Source organism: Aminivibrio sp. (genome assembly GCF_016756745.1).
GTDB lineage: Bacteria > Synergistota > Synergistia > Synergistales > Aminobacteriaceae > Aminivibrio.
The window spans coordinates 66,742-83,022 of sequence record NZ_JAESIH010000044.1 but is presented as its reverse complement, the minus strand read 5'-3'; the positions used below and the strand labels follow the sequence as shown (position 1 = coordinate 83,022).

Genomic DNA, 16,281 nt, shown 5'->3' with positions numbered 1-16,281 from the left:
GGGATAGAAAAAAAAAGTCCTGCTGAGGGATGCCCTCGCAGGACTTTCATGTTTATCAGAGCTTCGAGTAGTCCACGGCGCTCCAATCGAGGCTGTCAGGGGCCGCCCGGAATTTTTCGATCGTTTCGTTGACCTTCTGTTCGACGGCCCCGGTGTACATGTCTTTCAGCGCCTCGTTGAAGGCGAAGATGAAGCCGCCGTTGGAGAAGTTCAGGGGGATGCACTCTCCCCCTTTCACTCCGGCGTCCAGCTTGCCCACGAGGTCGACGATGACCGCCCCGTAGTTGTAGGAGGACGCGGCGATGCACTTGTATCCCTCGGTGATGTGGATCTGGGCGATATCCTGGCCGACCCACCAGATCGGGGCGTCCTTGTGGTCCGCCACGGCCCGTAGGGCCCCCAAAGCCTGCTGGGAAGAGCCGGTGAGTACGTCGGCACCGGCCTTGATCATCGTCTCGGCCACTTCTCCGGCCTTGACGAAATCAGCAAAGGATCCGGTGTGGGCGACCATGATCTTCGCCTTCGGGTTGACAGCCTGCACGCCCAACACGAAGCCCCGGTTGTAGCGGGCCGCATCGCCGCCGTCCACGGGGCCTACGAGGCCGACGATGTTCTTTTTCGTCGTCATGCCGGCGATCAGGCCGGAAAGGTAGCCGGTCTCCTCGCTCTGGGGCATGTAGGTGAAGACGTTTTCGGGGCCGATCTCGGCGCTGGTACCGAAGACGAAGGTGACATCGGGGTATTCCTCGGCCATTTCGAGCATCAGGTTCTTGTATTGGGCGCCGTGGCCGATGATGATATGGTAACCCTGGGATACGTACTGAAGAACGGCGGATCCGGCATCCACAGGTTTCATCTTTTCGCTGTAGCTGTACTCTATCCGTCCGGGAAGTTCTTTCTGTGCCTGGAGAATACCGTCATGCATGGCCTGGCACCAGCCTTTGTCATCGACGGTGCTCTCGATTATAAGGGCGATCTTCACCACTCCGGCGGCGCCGGCTGTGTCAGGCACCGTGCCGATGAGCGCCAGTCCGAGAATCAGCACTGCGCAGAGCAGGCATACCGGTTTTTTCTTCACAAAAACACCTCCCTGTCTGTTTTTTTGTCCGTAAAGGCATATTCAGTATAAGAAAACTGCCGGAAGGTTGTCAAGCTGTCTTGAACGCCCTAAATCCGCGCATTTTTCAGGCAGAGGGGCGTCGCCGGGCATACGATGAATTCGCCTTCCCCAGGGGCGAAGAGATTATCCCCTGGGGAAGGGCGCCTGAGGTGAGAGAAACCGACACGGATGTCGGTTTCACAAGCAGGCAACCGGCGAACGCAGGGAGCCGCGGGACTCGCTTGGGCAGTTGTCAAGGACGACAGTCTGCACCGGCGGCCGAAGCATTCCCCGGTGACACTCCCCGCTGAGGTGCGGATTGAGGAGGGAACGGCGATCTTGCTTTTTTCCTGGCAGACTGCTACACTGAATCATCATAAAGGCTTGAAAATACAGCGTCCGTGAAGGAAGATCGAAAAAAATGCGTGAATGATGTTCTTTTTTCCCGAACGATCTTCAGGTCTTCTTTTCGGGCTCAGTGCCGGATACCTCTGGTTGGCGGTTTCGCACTTCCGGTTTCGGCGGGACGTGTCCATGGTGAACAAACAGGAGGAGGAGTGGAAGAATGGCTGCCGGTGCAGCTTCGTCGGTGAAGATGTCTGAGAGCCCGGAGGCCCTGAGGCGCGAAGCAGCCAGGGACCCCCTGGGGCTGATGAAGAGGATCGGCTGCAGGGCCATCCTGTTCATGAAGGATGACCAGCGATCCATCACCCTGAAATGGGCGTTCAGGGTGTTTGGCGATTTCCGGGAGACCCTCCGCCTTCATAGGGCGCCGGTGGAAAGCAGCTCCTCTCTTCCCCATCCCCGGAAGGATATTGAAGCCGCCCTTTTCATACTTCTGTTGCAGGCCATCCTGGCAGGAGAAAAGGAGAAGGCAGCCGTCTTTCGCAAAACCCTGCGGTCACTGGCCCGGTTTGCGGATATCGCGGAAGAAGACCGGGGTATGGTGGAGCCGGCACTGCGGGTCACCGCCGATCCGTCCTTGTCCGATTCGGAAAAGCATCTGCAGGAGGAGCGCCTCCGGCACGCCCGGACGGTCCTCGAGCGGTATGCCGCTTCCGTGCGCGGAGAGGAAGAGCGGCTCGTCCGGAAGGAAAGGGACCTCCTGGGAATCTACGGCCGGTGATTCCATGAAGCGTCTACGGCTTCCCCTCGTTTTCCCGTCCGTCCCTGCGGGGGCGGTTTTTTTGCACGCTCGGACGGGCCTACCATCCCACCCCGGCGGGGAGCGTCACCGATGCTCGCTGGGGTGCGGGGGGTGCGGATTGTCGTCCGTGACAAGAACTCGGGCGAGTCCCGCGGCTCCAAGCCTTCACCTTATGCCCGGCGACACTCCCTCTGTCTGAAAAATTTGCTCATTCAGAACGGGGCAGGTGCTTTTGTCATGGTACAATATTTCGGTAAACTTCTGCGGGACTGGAGGAATTTTCGTGACCCAGTGGCGGAGTTTGGCGGAACGGATGGTGCGGGAACAGATAAAGGCGAGGGGGGTGCGTTCCGAAGCGGTTCTCGAGGCCATGGGGTCTGTGCCGAGGCACCTCTTCTTGGATGAGGCGCTCAGGGAGAGCGCGTGGATCGACAGCCCCCTCCCCATAGGGGAAGATCAAACCATCTCCCAGCCCTACATGGTGGCACGGATGACGGAACTGTTGAGTCCCGCTCGGGGGGAGAGTGTTCTTGAAATCGGCACCGGATCGGGTTACCAGGCGGCGGTCCTTTCCGCCATGGGCGCGAAGGTGACGAGCCTTGAGCGGATCGCTTCCCTGGCGGACAGGGCCCGGAAGCGCCTTGACGGACTGGGGTTCGATGTCCGGGTGATTTGGTCCGACGGCAGCCCGGAAAACCGTCCTGGAGGCCCCTTCGACGGAGTGATCGTCACCGCCGCAGCTCCGGAACTGGACGAATGGTGGTCCGAAGTGCTGTTTCCCGGAGGGCGGCTGGTGGTTCCCCTTTCGGTGGTGTCGGGGGGCCAGCGGATTTTTCTGCGGAAAAAGACCGCCGCGGGAGAATACGAAGATACATGGCACGATTACTGTCGTTTCGTTCCGCTTCTGAAAGGGCGGATGGAGAAGGGGTCCGGAGGATGAACGGAGAATGCAGAAAAGAAGCCTGAATAAAAAAACTCTGCCGGCTCCCGCGTCGCTTGCCGTCTCAGGGCTGGTGGCGGCAGCCTATGCAGTGCTCACCATCCTGTTTGCACCCATTTCCTACGGTCATATCCAGGTGCGGATTTCGGAAGCCCTCACGGTGCTTCCCTTCCTGTTTCCCCAGGCGGTTCCGGGGCTTTTCATCGGCTGCCTGATCGCCAATTTCGCCGGCGGTTTCGGCATCCTGGACGTGGTGCTCGGGAGCGGAGCGACGCTGCTCGCGGCGGTCCTCACGGCGAGGATGCCCAACGCCGTGCTTGCCGCCGTTCCTCCCGTAGTGGTGAACATGGTGGTGGTGGGAGGGTACCTTTCCTTTCTCCTGGATATTCCTTTTCTCCCGTGCGCCCTCTACGTGGGGCTGGGACAGGTCGTGGCCTGCTGCTTCCTGGGCATTCCCCTGGTGCTTCTCCTCGAAGGGAGAATGAAAAAGGGCGGGACCGGTCCCGCCCAGTAAAGCCTAGCCTATCCCTTTTTCTTCCACTTCGTACCGTCGGGGGTGTCCTCAAGGACAATTCCCCTGGCGCCGAGCTCGTCCCGTATTTCGTCGGACCGCTTGAAATCCTTTTTCTTCCTGGCCTCGTTCCTCTCCGCAATGAGCTTTTCTATTCCGGCGGCCTCTCCTTCATCTCCCGATGCTTCGGCGGGAAGAACGCCCAAAACTGAATCGATCTTTTTGAAGAAGCTCTCTGCGGACTCGAGCACGGCGGGATCCAGGATGTCGCTTTCCCTGAGATAAGTGTTGACGGCCTTGACTCCGTCGAAAAGGACGCCCAGCGCGGCGGCGGTGTTGAAGTCGTCGTCCATGACTGCCCGGAATTTCTCCTCGAGGGCGGGAAAGAGAGCGGCCGTTTCGTTCCCTTCCGTACGCTCTCCCTTCTTCCTGTTAGTGTCGGCGTGACGAAGGTCGGACCAGCAGTTGTCCAGTCGGTCCATGGCGCTTTTCGCCTGGAGGAGGCTTTCCTCGGAGAAGTTGATGGGGGAGCGGTAGTGGGCGCTCAGCATGAAGAACCGGATTGCCCGCCCCGGGAATTTTTCCAGGGCCGCCCTGGCGGTGAGAAAGTTGCCGAGGGACTTGGACATCTTCTCCTTGTCGATGAGCAGGTAGCCGTTGTGAATCCAGTACTTGACGAAGGGTTTCCCCGTGGCGGCCTCGGCCTGGGCGATTTCGTTCTCGTGGTGAGGGAAGGTGAGGTCCGTCCCCCCCGAATGGATGTCCAGGGTCTCGCCCAGGTATTTCATGGACATGGCGCTGCACTCGATGTGCCAGCCCGGGCGTCCCTCGCCCCAGGGGCTGGGCCAGGAGGGTTCCCCCTCCTTTTTCGCTTTCCAGAGGGCGAAGTCGAGGGGATGCTTCTTCCGCTCGTTGACTTCGATGCGGGCCCCGGACTGGAGCTCCTCGAGGCTCTGCTTCGAAAGGGCGCCGTATTTCGGGAAGCTGCTCACGTCGAAGAAAACGTCGCCGTCCACCTCGTAGGCGTGCCCTTTTTGGATGAGGGTGCCCACCAGTTCGATGATTTCGTCCATGTGTTCCGTGGCGAGGGGATTGTGGGTCGCCCTGCGGATTCCGAGGGCGTCAGCATCTTTGTAATACTCAGCGATAAACCGGTCGGCCAGCTGCCGGACGGTGATTCCCTCACGGTTGGCTCTGGCGATCATCTTGTCTTCGATGTCGGTGAAGTTCTGGACGAAGGTGACGGTATAGCCGCTGTATTCAAGATATCTCCGGAGCACATCGAAAACGATGAAGGGACGGGCGTTCCCGATGTGAAAGAAGTCGTAGACTGTGGGGCCGCAGCTGTAGAATCCGACGTGCCCTTCCCGCACGGGGACGAAAGGCTCTTTTGTGCGTGTCAGGTCGTTGTACAATATCAGGCTCATACTTTTAGCACCTCCAAATGCTTTCTAATTTTGAATTATAACGTAAAATACTGCGTATGGAATCACGACGCCGGCCAAAGGGGAGAAAATCGTGGCGACCGAACGGATAACGAAACTGCTGAAGAAACTTCCAGACCGTCCCGGAGTGTACCTGATGCGGAACGAAGCCGGGGAGGTCATCTACATCGGAAAGGCGAAGTCCCTCAAGAAAAGGGTATCCTCCTACTTCCGACACGATTCCTTCGCCTCCCCCCGTCTCAGGAAGCTGGTCCAGTCCATAGAGGACATATCGGTCATACGGACCGAGTCGGAAGTGGAGGCCCTGATTCTCGAGGCCAAGCTGATAAGAAAATACAGCCCCTTCTTCAACGTGGACCTCAAGATGTCGGACCGGTACCCCTACATCAAGATCACCCGGGAACTCTTCCCGAGGATCGTGGTGACCCGGCAGAGGGGAAAGGACGATGCCCTCTACTTCGGGCCCTACGTGAGCGCGGGCGATGTCCGGTCACTGCTCCGGCTCATCGAGAGGTATTTTCCCCTCCGGATCTGCGCCAGGGACATCGACGCCTCCACTCCGGAGAAAAACGGCAGGCCGTGCCTCCACTATTCCCTGGGGAGGTGTCTCGGCCCCTGTGCCGGCCTGGTGTCTCCGGCGGAATACCGTGAACGGGTGGACGACGTGATCTTCCTTCTGCAGGGTCAGTCTTCCGAGGTGGTGGAACGGCTGAGAAAACGGATGGACAGAGCCGCGAAATCCCTGGCCTTCGAGGAGGCCGCCAGGCTGCGGGACACCATCAGGGCCATCTGGAGAATCACCCGGCAGCGGATCACCTCACCCCTGAGGGAGGATTTCGACGGGGATATGTGGCAGTGCCTCAACAGGCTCCAGCAGGTGCTCCGTCTTGCCGTTATCCCCTGGAGGATCGACGGCTTCGACATTTCCCACATGTCGGGAAGGGAGACCTACGGGGTGGTGGTGGTGTTCGAGCAGGGATCGCCGAACAGTGCCCTCTACAGGAGGTTCCGGATTAAGACCGTGGAAGGGGTGGACGATTTCCGCTCCCTAGAGGAGACGGTGAGCCGCCGCTACGGTCAGTCGCTGAAGGGCGGCGAACCCCTGCCCCAGCTCGTCCTCATCGACGGCGGGCCGGTGCAGCTCGAATTTGCCCGGAAGGCCCTGGACGACCTCGGCCTGAAGGATCTGCCCGCGGTATCGCTGGCAAAACAGGAGGAACTGATATACCATACTCCTGGTGAGGGGCCCCTGCGGCTCGATTTCGGCGACTCTGCCCTGAGGCTGCTCCAGAGGGTGCGGGACGAGTCGCACCGGTTCGCCATAGAAAGCCACAGGGCGGCCCGTTCCGCCCGGCTTCGCCGGTCCGTCCTGGAGGAAATCCCGGGGATAGGCAGGCACAGGGCGGCCCAGCTTTTGGGCAGATTCGGGAGCGTCAGGAACATGACGGCGCTGCCGGCGGAGGAGCTCGCTACGGTGCCCGGGATCGGGCCGGCCATGGCGGAGCGGATTTTGTCCGTATTGAAGGAGAATATCGGTGGGACTGACCCGGAGAAAAATTGACGAGTACTTCATGAGAAGAGCCCTGAGCCTTGCTCTCAGGGGAACGGGACGAACATCCCCCAACCCCCTGGTGGGCTGCGTGGTGGTTCGGGACGGCCTGGTGCTGGCGGAGGGTTTCCACTCCCGCTGCGGCGAGGATCATGCCGAGCGGGCGGCCCTGGGCAGAGTAGCCGATGCCGCCGGGGCGGAGCTTTACGTGAACCTGGAGCCCTGTTCCCATTACGGAAGAACTCCCCCTTGCGCCCCCCTGATCGTCGAACGGGGCGTTTCCCGTGTGGTCGTCGGAATGTCGGATCCTGACGAAAGGGTCAGCGGCAGGGGGCTGGACATCCTCCGCACGGCGGGCGTAGCTGTGGAGACCGGGGTTCTTGAGGAGGAGTGCCGGTGGGTCAACCGGGGCTTCATCCGGAGGACGACCCTCGGCAGGCCCTGGGTGACTGTGAAGGGAGCGGTGAGCCTGGACGGGGGCATGGCCCTCGAAAGCGGCGAGAGCAGGTGGATCACCGGCCCGGATGCCAGGGCGGCAGCCCACCGCCTGCGGTCGGAGCACGACGCGATCCTCGTGGGGGCCGGTACCGTGGCCGCCGACGATCCCGAGCTGACGGTAAGACATACTTGCGGAGAGTCGCCGATGAGAATAGCATTGGATTCCCGGCTTTCCATTCTCCCGGAGGCGAAGATCTTCGCTCCGGGGACGATGGTGTTTACCTCGGAGGAGGCTCCCGACGAGAAGCGGGCAGCGGCCGAGGCGGCCGGAATTGACGTGGTCGCCGTTCCTTCCGGGCCCGCCGGGCTGTCCCTTGCCCATGTCCTGTCCGTCCTTGCGGCACGGGGAGTGAATTCCCTTCTCGTGGAAGGGGGTCCATCGGTTATCGCTTCCTTTTTCCGGGAGGGGCTTGCGGACGGGGTGGCACTCTTCCTTTCACCCCGGATCATGGGGAGGAACCGCCCTTTTTCCGGTTCCCTGGCTTTTGAGTCCATGGACGAAACTATCCGGATCACAGGGGCATCGGTGAAGGCCGTGGGGAATGATTTTCTGCTGGAGGGGGTGGCCGAATGTTCACCGGCCTTGTAGAAACGGTGGGAACGGTGGTGTCTCTAAGACCAGCCGGAATGTGCACCGTCATCTCTTTCCGGGCTTCCCTGTTCGCAGGAAAGCTGGTTCCCGGCCAGTCCGTGGCCGTATGCGGCGCCTGCCTGACGGTCACGGCCCTTGAGGGGGATATCTTTTCGGCGGATGTGATGCCGGAGACGCTGAAAAAGACGAAACTCCGGTCGCTCCGCCCCGGCGCGCGGGTGAACCTGGAACGGGCCCTCCGGGCGGACGGCAGGCTTGACGGCCATATCGTCACCGGCCATATCGACGGGGTGGCCCCGGTCCGGGAGATTTCCAGGGGGCCGGACGGGTTTCTGCTTACCTTTACCCTGGGGAGGGAGACGGAGCCCCTGGTGGTTCCCAGGGGCTCCGTGGCGGTGGACGGGGTAAGCCTGACGGTTGCCGGGCTGGCAGGCGCATCCTGTACCGTGGGGCTGATTCCGGCCACTCTGGAGGCCACAACTCTCGGAGACATCCGCCCCGGCGACGAAGTGAACATCGAAACGGACATCCTCGGCAAGTATGTCCGGAGGCTTCTTGAAACGGGGGCCTTCACCAACAAAAATACAGGCGCTTCTTCCCTGTCCCCGGAGTCTCTCCGGGAAGCCGGGTGGATCTAGCGCATACAGGAGGCATTTGCATGACCGCTCTGTGCGGGGACGACCGGATCAGCGGCGAAGTGTTCAGTTCCATCGAGGAGGCCGTGGAGGATATCAGGAACGGCAGAATGGTGATCGTGGTGGACGACGACTGCAGGGAAAACGAGGGCGATCTCATAATCGCCGCTTCCCTTGTCACAGCGGACGACATCAATTTTATGGTGAGACAAGCCCGGGGGCTTGTCTGCGTTCCCCTGGAAAGCGGAATTACCCGGCGGCTTCGACTGGAGCCCATGGTCAGGGAAGGAACGGACAGGCAAGGCACCGCCTTTCTCGTGACAGTGGACGCCAAGGATGGCTGTACCACGGGCATATCCGCCGAGGAACGGGCGAGAACCGCCCGGGCCCTGGCCGACCCGTCCTCGTCTCCGGATGACTTTTACCGCCCGGGGCACATGTTCCCCCTGGCGGCCCGGCAGGGGGGGGTGCTCAAGCGGGCGGGACACACGGAGGCGGCGGTGGACCTGGCCACCCTCGCCGGCTTGCCCCCGGCGGGGGTGATCTGCGAGATCATGAACGAGGACGGCACCATGGCCCGCCTGCCCGACCTGGTGACCTTCGCAGCGAAGAACGGCATGAAGATCATTTCCATCGAGGACCTGATCGCCTACCGGAGCAAGCGGGAGAAGCTGGTGGAGAAGATCGCGAGGGTTGAGCTTCCCACCTCCCGAGGCTTTTTCACCGCCCATGCCTACCGGAACGTGAATGACGACAATCTCGACCACGTGCACATGGCCCTCGTGAAGGGAGCTGTGGAGGGAAAAAAGGACGTCCTCGTGAGAGTTCATTCCGAATGCCTCACCGGCGACGTGTTCGGCTCCCTGCGGTGCGACTGCGGTCCCCAGCTCGCCAAGGCCATGGAGATGATCGAGGCCGAAGGACAGGGAGTGCTTCTCTACATGCGCCAGGAAGGGCGGGGCATAGGGATCGCCGAAAAGCTCAAGGCCTACCAGCTCCAGGAAAAAGGTATGGATACGGTGGAGGCGAACGTGGCCCTGGGATATCCAGCCGACCTGAGAGATTACGGCATCGGTGCCCAGATCCTCCAGGATCTCGGCGTGGGGAGCATCCGGCTTATCACCAACAACCCGAGAAAAGTGGTGGGACTCCAGGGACACGGCCTGGAGATCGTGGAGCGGATTCCCCTGATCATTCCGCCGAACCGTTTCAACGAACGGTATCTCGGCACGAAGGAATTAAAGCTCGGACATCTCTTTCACGTCCGGGATATCCTGAGTTAACACAGGCTGAAAGGAGCGGTCGAAATGAAAATCATAGAGGGAAAGCTCACCGGCGCAGGCCTACGGTTCTGCATCGTCGTGTCGCGGTTCAACAGCCTCTTCAGCGAGAAGCTGCTCGAGGGGGCAAAGGATATGCTTCTCCGGCATGACGTAAGCCATCATGCCATCGACGTCATAAGGGTCCCAGGCGCATGGGAGCTGCCCCTCGTGGCCAAAGAGGCGGCCCTGAGCGGGAAGTATGACGCCATCATCGCCCTGGGCGCGGTCATCCGGGGGGATACCCCCCACTTTGAATACGTCTCCGCCGAGATGTCCAAGGGACTGGCGTCGGTGGCCATGACCGAGCGGATTCCGGTGTCCTTCGGCGTGCTGACCACGGACACCATGGACCAGGCGGTGGCGCGGTCGGGCAGCAAGGGGGGCAACAAGGGAGCGGAGGCGGCCCTCGCCGCCATCGAGACCGCAAACATCATGAACGAGCTTCGCACCGGAAAGGAGAAGGAAGACCATGCTTGACATTCGGTGGATCCGCTCCAACGCGGATGAAGTCAGACAGTTCCTGGCGAACAGGAACAACGATATGGATATCGGGCCGCTCCTCGGACTCGACGAGGAGCGGCGCTCCCTGCTCACCGAGAGCGAGGAACTGAAGGCCCGCAGAAACGAAGGATCCCGGAAGGTCGGGGCAGCCAGGGCCAAGGGGGAAGACACTTCCGCCGTTATGGAGGAGATGCGGGTCATAGGCGACAGGATAAAGGACATCGACGCCCGCATTTCCGAGATCGACGGGAAGATTTCGGACATCCTCCTTTCCCTTCCGAACCGCCCCCATGATTCCGTACCGGTGGGGAAGGACGAGAACGACAACACCGAGGTCCGGCGCTGGGGTGAGCCGAAGGAGTTTTCCTTCGAGCCGAAGCCTCACTGGGATCTGGGCGAGGCCCTGGGGATCATGGACTTCGAGAAGGGGGCCTCCCTTGCCCAGAGCCGCTTCACGGTCCTGAAAGGACTGGGGGCACGGCTTGAACGGGCCCTGCTGAACTTCATGCTCGACCTTCATACGGAGAAGCACGGGTACTTGGAGGTGCAGCCGCCCTTCATGGTGAATTCGAAGACCATGCGGGGAACCGGACAGCTTCCCAAGTTCGCCGAAGACCTGTATAAATGCGAGAACGACGACCTCTGGCTTATCCCCACCGCAGAGGTGCCCCTCACCAACCTCCACGCCGAGGAAATTCTCGACGAGGGCCGGCTTCCCCTGTACTACACGGCCTATACCCCCTGTTTCCGCAGGGAGGCCGGGGCCTACGGCCGGGACGTGAGGGGAATGCTCAGGCAGCACCAGTTCGACAAGGTGGAGATGGTGAAGATCTCCCTGCCGGAGACCAGCTACGATGAGCTGGAAAAACTGACCGACAACGCCGAGGAGGTCCTCAGGGCACTCGGAATTCCCCACAGGACCATCTGTCTCTGCACGGGCGACATGGGGTTCGGGGCGAGCAAAACCTACGACGTGGAAGTCTGGCTGCCCTCCCAGCACAAGTACAGGGAGATCAGCTCCTGCAGCAACTGCGAGGATTTCCAGGCAAGGAGGATGAATACCAGGTTCCGCCCGGCCGACGGAGGCAAGCCCCGGTTCGTCCATACCCTGAACGGTTCGGGCATCGCCATAGGCAGGACGCTTATCGCCGTTCTCGAGAACTTCCAGAGGGAAGACGGCTCCATCGGGATACCGGAAGTCCTCGTCCCCTACATGGGAGGCATCACGGAAATACGCTGATATTCGGCAAATATACTCGTGGCGCCGTTCTCTCCGCCCGGAAGAAACCGTGGATTTGGGGAAAGCCTCCGGGGTGGAAAAATAGGGAAACAACTGGTAAAATCACCAAGGAAGCCTTGTATCCAGGGAGGGCTGATCATACTTTTCACGGAGAGGTTCATGACCGAGGTTTTATTTTTCGTTCCCGCTGCGGTGGTACTCTGCTTTGTTCTGCAGCGCCGCTGCAGAAAGCGAATGGAGACTGCCCAGTACAACTATTTCCGGGACATCCTTCTCGTGACCGCGTGGATTCTTGCAGCTCTGTGGGCGGGAAGTTCCGTGTCCCGTTTCATCGTGGGGATGGCCGTTTTCGCCTCCCTTGTGGGGACATGCCAGCATATCCGGCCTCACTGGGGGTGGAAACCGGTCTATCTTCTCGTGGGCTTTGTTTTCGCCGTCTTCGGGCCCAAGATCGGCTTCATCGGCCTTCCCGACGGGCAATACCATTATTTTTCCCCTGAGGTCTCCATTATCGTGACGGCTCTGTGGGTGGGCGTTTTCCCCGTCCTTCTCCAGCAGCTGGACAACATTCCGGGAATGGCAGGCCATCTTCTCGCCGTCAGCTTCTCCCTGCTTCTTCTCGCCACGGTCTTCTCCGGCCAGAACCTTCCCGACGCCTTCTTCATGTCACTGTGCGGCCTTGCCTTCCTCGGCGTCTTCTGGAGCCGCCACGGTCACATGTACCGCCGCATGGGCGAATCCCTCTCGGCTCTCTGGGGAATTCTCGTGGCGGGTACCTCGGTGCTCGGGGTGAGCAAGGGAATTACCTTCAGCACTCTTATGCTTCTCCCCCTGGGACTCTTTGCCATCCCCATGGTGGAGGCGTCCCTGCATTTTGCCGGCCTGGCTTTCCCCTCCAGGTCCCACGGAGCGGCGGTGGTGTACCGCAAGCTCATCAGCCGGGGGCTCGACCACCCGAGCGCAGTACGCTTCATCACGTCTCTCTGTGCCCTCTGCGGAGCGGTCATCGCCATCTCGCAGCTTGGGAACTCCATGTTCATGATGCTGTGGGTCAGCGCCACCATCCTTTTCACAGGCCTTGCCATCATGCCTTTCATCCGGAAAATGAAGGAGAATGCTGAATTGCCTCTGAAACCTTCCATCTGGAGCACTTCGGTCGATAATGTCTCCATGGACTATGCCCTCGCCAAGACCCGGGCGGCGGCAGTTTCCGGCAAAGGGGTCTCCCTGGTGGCCACGGTGAATGCCCTTGCCGTAATGGAAGCGGAAAAGAACGGGGAATATTCCGCAGCCCTACGGAACTCGTTCCTGACTCTTGCCGATGGTGCAGGGCTTGTCTGGGCCCTTCGTTTCCTCGGCACCCCCGTCCAGGAAAGGGTGCCTGGAATTGACTTCATGATGCGCCTGACCCGGACGGCTGCTGCGGAAGGTTTGCCGGTATACCTTCTCGGGGCCAGAGAAGAAGCGGTGAAGGGGGCTGCTGAAGCCCTGAAGGCACAGTACCCCGGCCTCGTCATCGCCGGATGGAGGAACGGCTATTTCGACCCCACCGACGCCTCAGTTGCCGCGGATATTCGTGACAGCGGGGCGAAGATCCTCTTCGTGGCCATGGGTGTTCCCCGCCAGGAGGTCTGGGTCAGGAAAAACGCCCATCTCCTCGGCGACATGGTCGCCGTCGGGGTCGGCGGGGCCTTTGACGTGGTCTCCGGAATGCTGCGGCGGGCTCCGGAAGCGTGGCAGAAGCTCGGCCTCGAATGGTTTTTCCGCCTGCTGCAGGAGCCTTGGCGATGGAAGCGGGATCTCGATCTCTTCCTTTTTATCAGCAGGGTTTTCCTCACGAAGATCGGTCTGCGTCCCTACAGGGAAAACAGGAGCATCGAGTGAAGACCGCGGCAAAGGACCTCATGAACTTTGATCTCACGTCGGTCATGGAGGACGATCTGGTGCATGACGCCATTCACATCCTCTACAGCCATAACCTTCAGGGTATTCCCGTCCTCGACGAGGACTGGAACCTCGTGGGATTCCTGTCGGAAAGCGATGTTCTCAAAAAGGCCGTTCCCACCTACCTCGAGGTGCTCGCCCGTTCTTCCTTCCTCGAGGACGAGGAGGACCTCCTTCTTTCGAGGTTTCGCTCCTTCGGAAACAAGAGGGTCGGGGAGTTCATGAACCGGAACCCCATTTTCGTGGAACCCGAGACGAGCCTCATGGCGGTGGCTGACCTGATGATCAGGAAGTCGGTGAAGCGGCTTCCCGTGGTGGAAGACGGAAAGCTCGCGGGCATGATCAGCCGCGAGGCTTTTTGTGAGTTTCTCATGGAAGAAAGTGGGACCCCCAGTGCTGAAAAAGACTAAAGTTGAAGCCCCTCCCGGTGAATTCGGAGAAATAGAAGAAGAAATTCGCCGCTTTGCGGGCGAACTGGAAGAAAAATTTGAACAGAAACAGAAAGAGTGCCATCTCGCCAGAGAACAGGCGCTCATTCGGCTTTCCGAAATGGAGGCAGAAACCCTGAGAAGGGTGGAGGCAGAATGGCAGACCCGAGAGAAAGAGCTTGAACTCCTTGCGTCCGGTCTCGAGGCGGAAATCGCGTCCGTCAGGGAAGATGTGTCCGGACGGATAGCCGGAGACGGAGCGCTGAGGGTTCTTCAGGAAAAATTCTTCGCCGCCCTACTGGGAGAAATTGAACTGTGATACGGAAAATGGTCCGCCTTGCCCTCTGGGGGGTGACAGGCAAACGCCGGGAGATCATCGAGGAACTTCACAGGCTTGGCGTGCTCCATCTCGAACAGGGCGGTCTTCGTGAAGGGACCGAATCGGACAGGCTGAATATGTTGCGCCTGCTTCGGGGCAAGGTGCTGGGGCTCATCGAGTCCCTCGGATGGGATGGATGGGCGGCCCTTTCCGAAGAGAGCATCGACTATGCGGAAAAACTGCTTTCAGCCCTGCCGCCGGAGGAACTTGCCCCTGAAATCGAGAGAAGCCTCGAGGAATTCGGGAAACGTCTCGCCGCACTCCTCGACGAAAAAACGGCCGCCGAAGATCTCCTTCTCCGAGCGAAAAAGGCGAAGGATATCCTCTGCCATTTTTCCGCGTTTTTTCGGCGGGAAGATACCGAAGATTCGGGAACGGCAATGTTGTGGCTGATTCCGCAGAATACAGTCCAGCAGGCGCTCGGTGCCCTTCACGGAGCGTTTTCCGCCCGGGGAGAACCATGGGGTGGCCGGCACCATTTCGTCCCCGACGAAAAAGACGCCCTGGGCGTACTGGCTCTCAAGGTTCCCCAGGGTCTGGAAGAAGAGGCATGGGAGATTCTTTCCCGCTGGAAGGCCCTTCCCTTGCAACTTCCTTCGTTCTGTTCCGGCGTGGCCACGGAGAACTTCCTTCCCGCCGTTGAGGAAAAAATAGAAGAGCTTACCGGCCGTATCGGGGCCCTTTCCGGTGATCTGCGCCGGACGTCGGAGGAGTGGGGGCCCCGGCTTGCCGCTCTGTTCCTCTTCATCGACGCCCGAACGGAGCAGGCCGCGGTGGAAGCCGGTCTCGATCTCTCGGCGGACACCTTCACCCTCCACGGGTGGCTCCCGGAGGACGCCCTCGACTCCACGATGTCAGCCCTGAAAGGCCGGTTCGGCGGTGACGTGCTTATTCAGTGGAGGTACCCGGGGGAAAAGGAATGGAGCAATGTGCCCACCTCCCTGAAAAATTCGTCCTTGTGCGCCCCCTTCGAGCTGTTTCTGAAACTTCTGCGACCACCCGCCTATTCCGGGGTAGATCCTACTGCCGCAGTGGCCCTTTTTTTCCCCTTCTTCTCCGGGTGCATGATCGGCGACATGGGGTACGGGGTGCTGATTCTCCTTCTCTCTCTCAGGCTGAAGAAGGCGAAGCGTCCCCTGTTACGGGACATCGGCTCCATTCTCATCGCTGTTTCACTCTGGAGCGTTGTCTGGGGGGCAGCCTGGGGCGAATTCTTCGGCGACGCGGGGCACAGGCTCTTCCACCTTGAACCCTTGTGGTTGGAGCGTTCGGTGAGCGTTCTCCCTGTGGTGGTCTTTACTGTGGCCCTCGGGGCGGCCCACGTCTTTTTCGGGCTTCTCCTGGGAATATACCAGGGAATCAGGAACAGACACCGTCATGTCTGGATGGAAAAAGCGGGGAACCTTGTAGTGCTCCTTGCCCTTGTGGCCGGGCTCACAGCCCTGAGGGGGAAGCTGCCCGGGGGAATCTTCACCGTGCCCCTTTCCCTCCTTGTCATCGGGCTTGCCCTTCTCATCAGGGGCGGAGGTATCGGCGGCATCATCGAGACCCTGGGGAGCATCGGCAATATCATCAGTTACGTCAGAATCGCGGCCATCGGCCTTTCTTCCGCCATCCTGGCCATCGTGGCCTCGAAGTTTCTCGATGTCTTCGGTTTGTCCGTCTTCGGCATCTTTCTGGCCCTCATGATTCATCTTCTGAATTTCGTGCTGGCCATCGGCGGCTCCGGCCTCCATTCGGCCAGGCTTCACTACGTGGAGTTCTTCAGCAAGTTTTATTCCGGAACAGGGAAAGAATACATACCATTTCAGCGAAGGAGCGGATCCTCGTGGAAAAAGCACTCATAGCCCTTGCAGCGGCTCTCGCGGTCGGAATTCCTGCCGTTGCCACAGCCTACGCCCAGGCAAAAATCGGAAGCGCCGGCGCCGGAACCGTGGCTGAAAAACCGGAGACAGGAGGTACCATCATCATTCTTGAAGCCATTCCCGAGACCATGGTCATCCTCGGCTTCGTGGTGGCCATCATGCTCATTCTCCAGTTCGCCTGAGGGA

General features: G+C 60.2%; 16 protein-coding genes. 14 read left to right on the top strand and 2 right to left on the bottom strand.

Features of this window, described 5'->3' with window-relative positions; all coding sequences use genetic code 11:
* Positions 1 to 55: 55 nt before the first annotated feature.
* Positions 56 to 1,078: a BMP family protein gene (locus tag JMJ95_RS06345; protein WP_290683732.1), complete on the bottom strand. Its 1,023-nt coding sequence runs from the start codon at positions 1,076 to 1,078 to the stop codon at positions 56 to 58.
* Positions 1,079 to 1,664: 586 nt separating this feature from the next.
* On the opposite strand from JMJ95_RS06345, the gene JMJ95_RS06340 reads away from it, so the two are divergent.
* The 3 genes from JMJ95_RS06340 to JMJ95_RS06330 all read left to right on the top strand — a co-directional run bounded on the left by JMJ95_RS06340 (position 1,665) and on the right by JMJ95_RS06330 (position 3,700).
* On the top strand, positions 1,665 to 2,225 hold the full coding sequence (locus JMJ95_RS06340) for a hypothetical protein (protein WP_290683730.1): 561 nt from the start codon (positions 1,665 to 1,667) through the stop codon (positions 2,223 to 2,225).
* Between the two features lie 304 nt (positions 2,226 to 2,529).
* Positions 2,530 to 3,186 carry a protein-L-isoaspartate(D-aspartate) O-methyltransferase gene (locus JMJ95_RS06335; protein ID WP_290683728.1) on the top strand — a complete coding sequence of 219 codons (657 nt, stop codon included), beginning with the start codon at positions 2,530 to 2,532 and terminating at the stop codon, positions 3,184 to 3,186.
* A gap of 7 nt (positions 3,187 to 3,193) precedes the next feature.
* A complete protein-coding gene (locus JMJ95_RS06330) occupies positions 3,194 to 3,700 on the top strand; it encodes a QueT transporter family protein (RefSeq protein WP_290683726.1) in 507 nt (168 codons plus the stop codon).
* Positions 3,701 to 3,708: 8 nt separating this feature from the next.
* Here the strand turns inward: JMJ95_RS06330 and cysS are convergent, their stop codons facing one another.
* Positions 3,709 to 5,124: a cysteine--tRNA ligase gene (gene cysS, locus JMJ95_RS06325; RefSeq protein WP_290683724.1), complete on the bottom strand. Its 1,416-nt coding sequence runs from the start codon at positions 5,122 to 5,124 to the stop codon at positions 3,709 to 3,711.
* Positions 5,125 to 5,215: 91 nt separating this feature from the next.
* Between cysS and JMJ95_RS06320 the strand changes: the two genes are divergently transcribed.
* From JMJ95_RS06320 to JMJ95_RS06270, 11 genes are all read left to right on the top strand, one after another.
* Positions 5,216 to 6,703: an excinuclease ABC subunit UvrC gene (locus tag JMJ95_RS06320; protein WP_290683722.1), complete on the top strand. Its 1,488-nt coding sequence runs from the start codon at positions 5,216 to 5,218 to the stop codon at positions 6,701 to 6,703.
* Complete coding sequence (gene ribD / locus JMJ95_RS06315) at positions 6,678 to 7,778, top strand: bifunctional diaminohydroxyphosphoribosylaminopyrimidine deaminase/5-amino-6-(5-phosphoribosylamino)uracil reductase RibD (protein WP_290683720.1); 1,101 nt, start codon at positions 6,678 to 6,680, stop codon at positions 7,776 to 7,778. The genes JMJ95_RS06320 and ribD overlap by 26 nt, the downstream gene beginning before the upstream one ends.
* Positions 7,760 to 8,419 (top strand): riboflavin synthase, encoded by a 660-nt coding sequence (locus JMJ95_RS06310; RefSeq protein WP_290683718.1) that lies wholly within the window; start codon positions 7,760 to 7,762, stop codon positions 8,417 to 8,419. Before ribD ends, JMJ95_RS06310 begins: the two co-directional genes overlap by 19 nt.
* A 20-nt stretch (positions 8,420 to 8,439) precedes the next feature.
* Positions 8,440 to 9,699 (top strand): bifunctional 3,4-dihydroxy-2-butanone-4-phosphate synthase/GTP cyclohydrolase II, encoded by a 1,260-nt coding sequence (locus JMJ95_RS06305; RefSeq protein WP_290683716.1) that lies wholly within the window; start codon positions 8,440 to 8,442, stop codon positions 9,697 to 9,699.
* 24 nt (positions 9,700 to 9,723) lie between these two features.
* A complete protein-coding gene (gene ribE / locus JMJ95_RS06300) occupies positions 9,724 to 10,215 on the top strand; it encodes a 6,7-dimethyl-8-ribityllumazine synthase (protein WP_290683714.1) in 492 nt (163 codons plus the stop codon).
* Complete coding sequence (serS, locus tag JMJ95_RS06295; RefSeq protein ID WP_290683712.1) at positions 10,208 to 11,479, top strand: serine--tRNA ligase; 1,272 nt, start codon at positions 10,208 to 10,210, stop codon at positions 11,477 to 11,479. The genes ribE and serS overlap by 8 nt, the downstream gene beginning before the upstream one ends.
* Positions 11,480 to 11,638: 159 nt before the next feature.
* The gene (locus JMJ95_RS06290; RefSeq protein ID WP_290683710.1) at positions 11,639 to 13,363 is read left to right on the top strand and encodes a WecB/TagA/CpsF family glycosyltransferase; all 1,725 of its coding nucleotides are present in this window, start codon (positions 11,639 to 11,641) and stop codon (positions 13,361 to 13,363) included.
* Positions 13,360 to 13,833, top strand: a complete 474-nt coding sequence (locus tag JMJ95_RS06285) for a CBS domain-containing protein (protein ID WP_290683708.1) — start codon at positions 13,360 to 13,362, stop codon at positions 13,831 to 13,833. The genes JMJ95_RS06290 and JMJ95_RS06285 overlap by 4 nt, the downstream gene beginning before the upstream one ends.
* The gene (locus tag JMJ95_RS06280) at positions 13,817 to 14,170 is read left to right on the top strand and encodes a hypothetical protein (RefSeq protein WP_290683706.1); all 354 of its coding nucleotides are present in this window, start codon (positions 13,817 to 13,819) and stop codon (positions 14,168 to 14,170) included. Before JMJ95_RS06285 ends, JMJ95_RS06280 begins: the two co-directional genes overlap by 17 nt.
* Positions 14,167 to 16,077 carry a V-type ATPase 116kDa subunit family protein gene (locus JMJ95_RS06275; RefSeq protein ID WP_290683704.1) on the top strand — a complete coding sequence of 637 codons (1,911 nt, stop codon included), beginning with the start codon at positions 14,167 to 14,169 and terminating at the stop codon, positions 16,075 to 16,077. Before JMJ95_RS06280 ends, JMJ95_RS06275 begins: the two co-directional genes overlap by 4 nt.
* A complete protein-coding gene (locus JMJ95_RS06270) occupies positions 16,059 to 16,277 on the top strand; it encodes an ATPase (protein ID WP_133957541.1) in 219 nt (72 codons plus the stop codon). Before JMJ95_RS06275 ends, JMJ95_RS06270 begins: the two co-directional genes overlap by 19 nt.
* Positions 16,278 to 16,281 lie beyond the last annotated feature (4 nt).

Coding starts and splice junctions, on each gene's coding strand:
- cysS (WP_290683724.1), bottom strand. CDS start 5,124: ATGAGCCTGATATTGTACAACGACCTGACACGCACAAAAGAGCCTTTC.
- JMJ95_RS06340 (WP_290683730.1), top strand. CDS start 1,665: ATGGCTGCCGGTGCAGCTTCGTCGGTGAAGATGTCTGAGAGCCCGGAG.
- serS (WP_290683712.1), top strand. CDS start 10,208: ATGCTTGACATTCGGTGGATCCGCTCCAACGCGGATGAAGTCAGACAG.
- JMJ95_RS06305 (WP_290683716.1), top strand. CDS start 8,440: ATGACCGCTCTGTGCGGGGACGACCGGATCAGCGGCGAAGTGTTCAGT.
- ribE (WP_290683714.1), top strand. CDS start 9,724: ATGAAAATCATAGAGGGAAAGCTCACCGGCGCAGGCCTACGGTTCTGC.
- JMJ95_RS06310 (WP_290683718.1), top strand. CDS start 7,760: ATGTTCACCGGCCTTGTAGAAACGGTGGGAACGGTGGTGTCTCTAAGA.
- JMJ95_RS06290 (WP_290683710.1), top strand. CDS start 11,639: ATGACCGAGGTTTTATTTTTCGTTCCCGCTGCGGTGGTACTCTGCTTT.
- JMJ95_RS06330 (WP_290683726.1), top strand. CDS start 3,194: ATGCAGAAAAGAAGCCTGAATAAAAAAACTCTGCCGGCTCCCGCGTCG.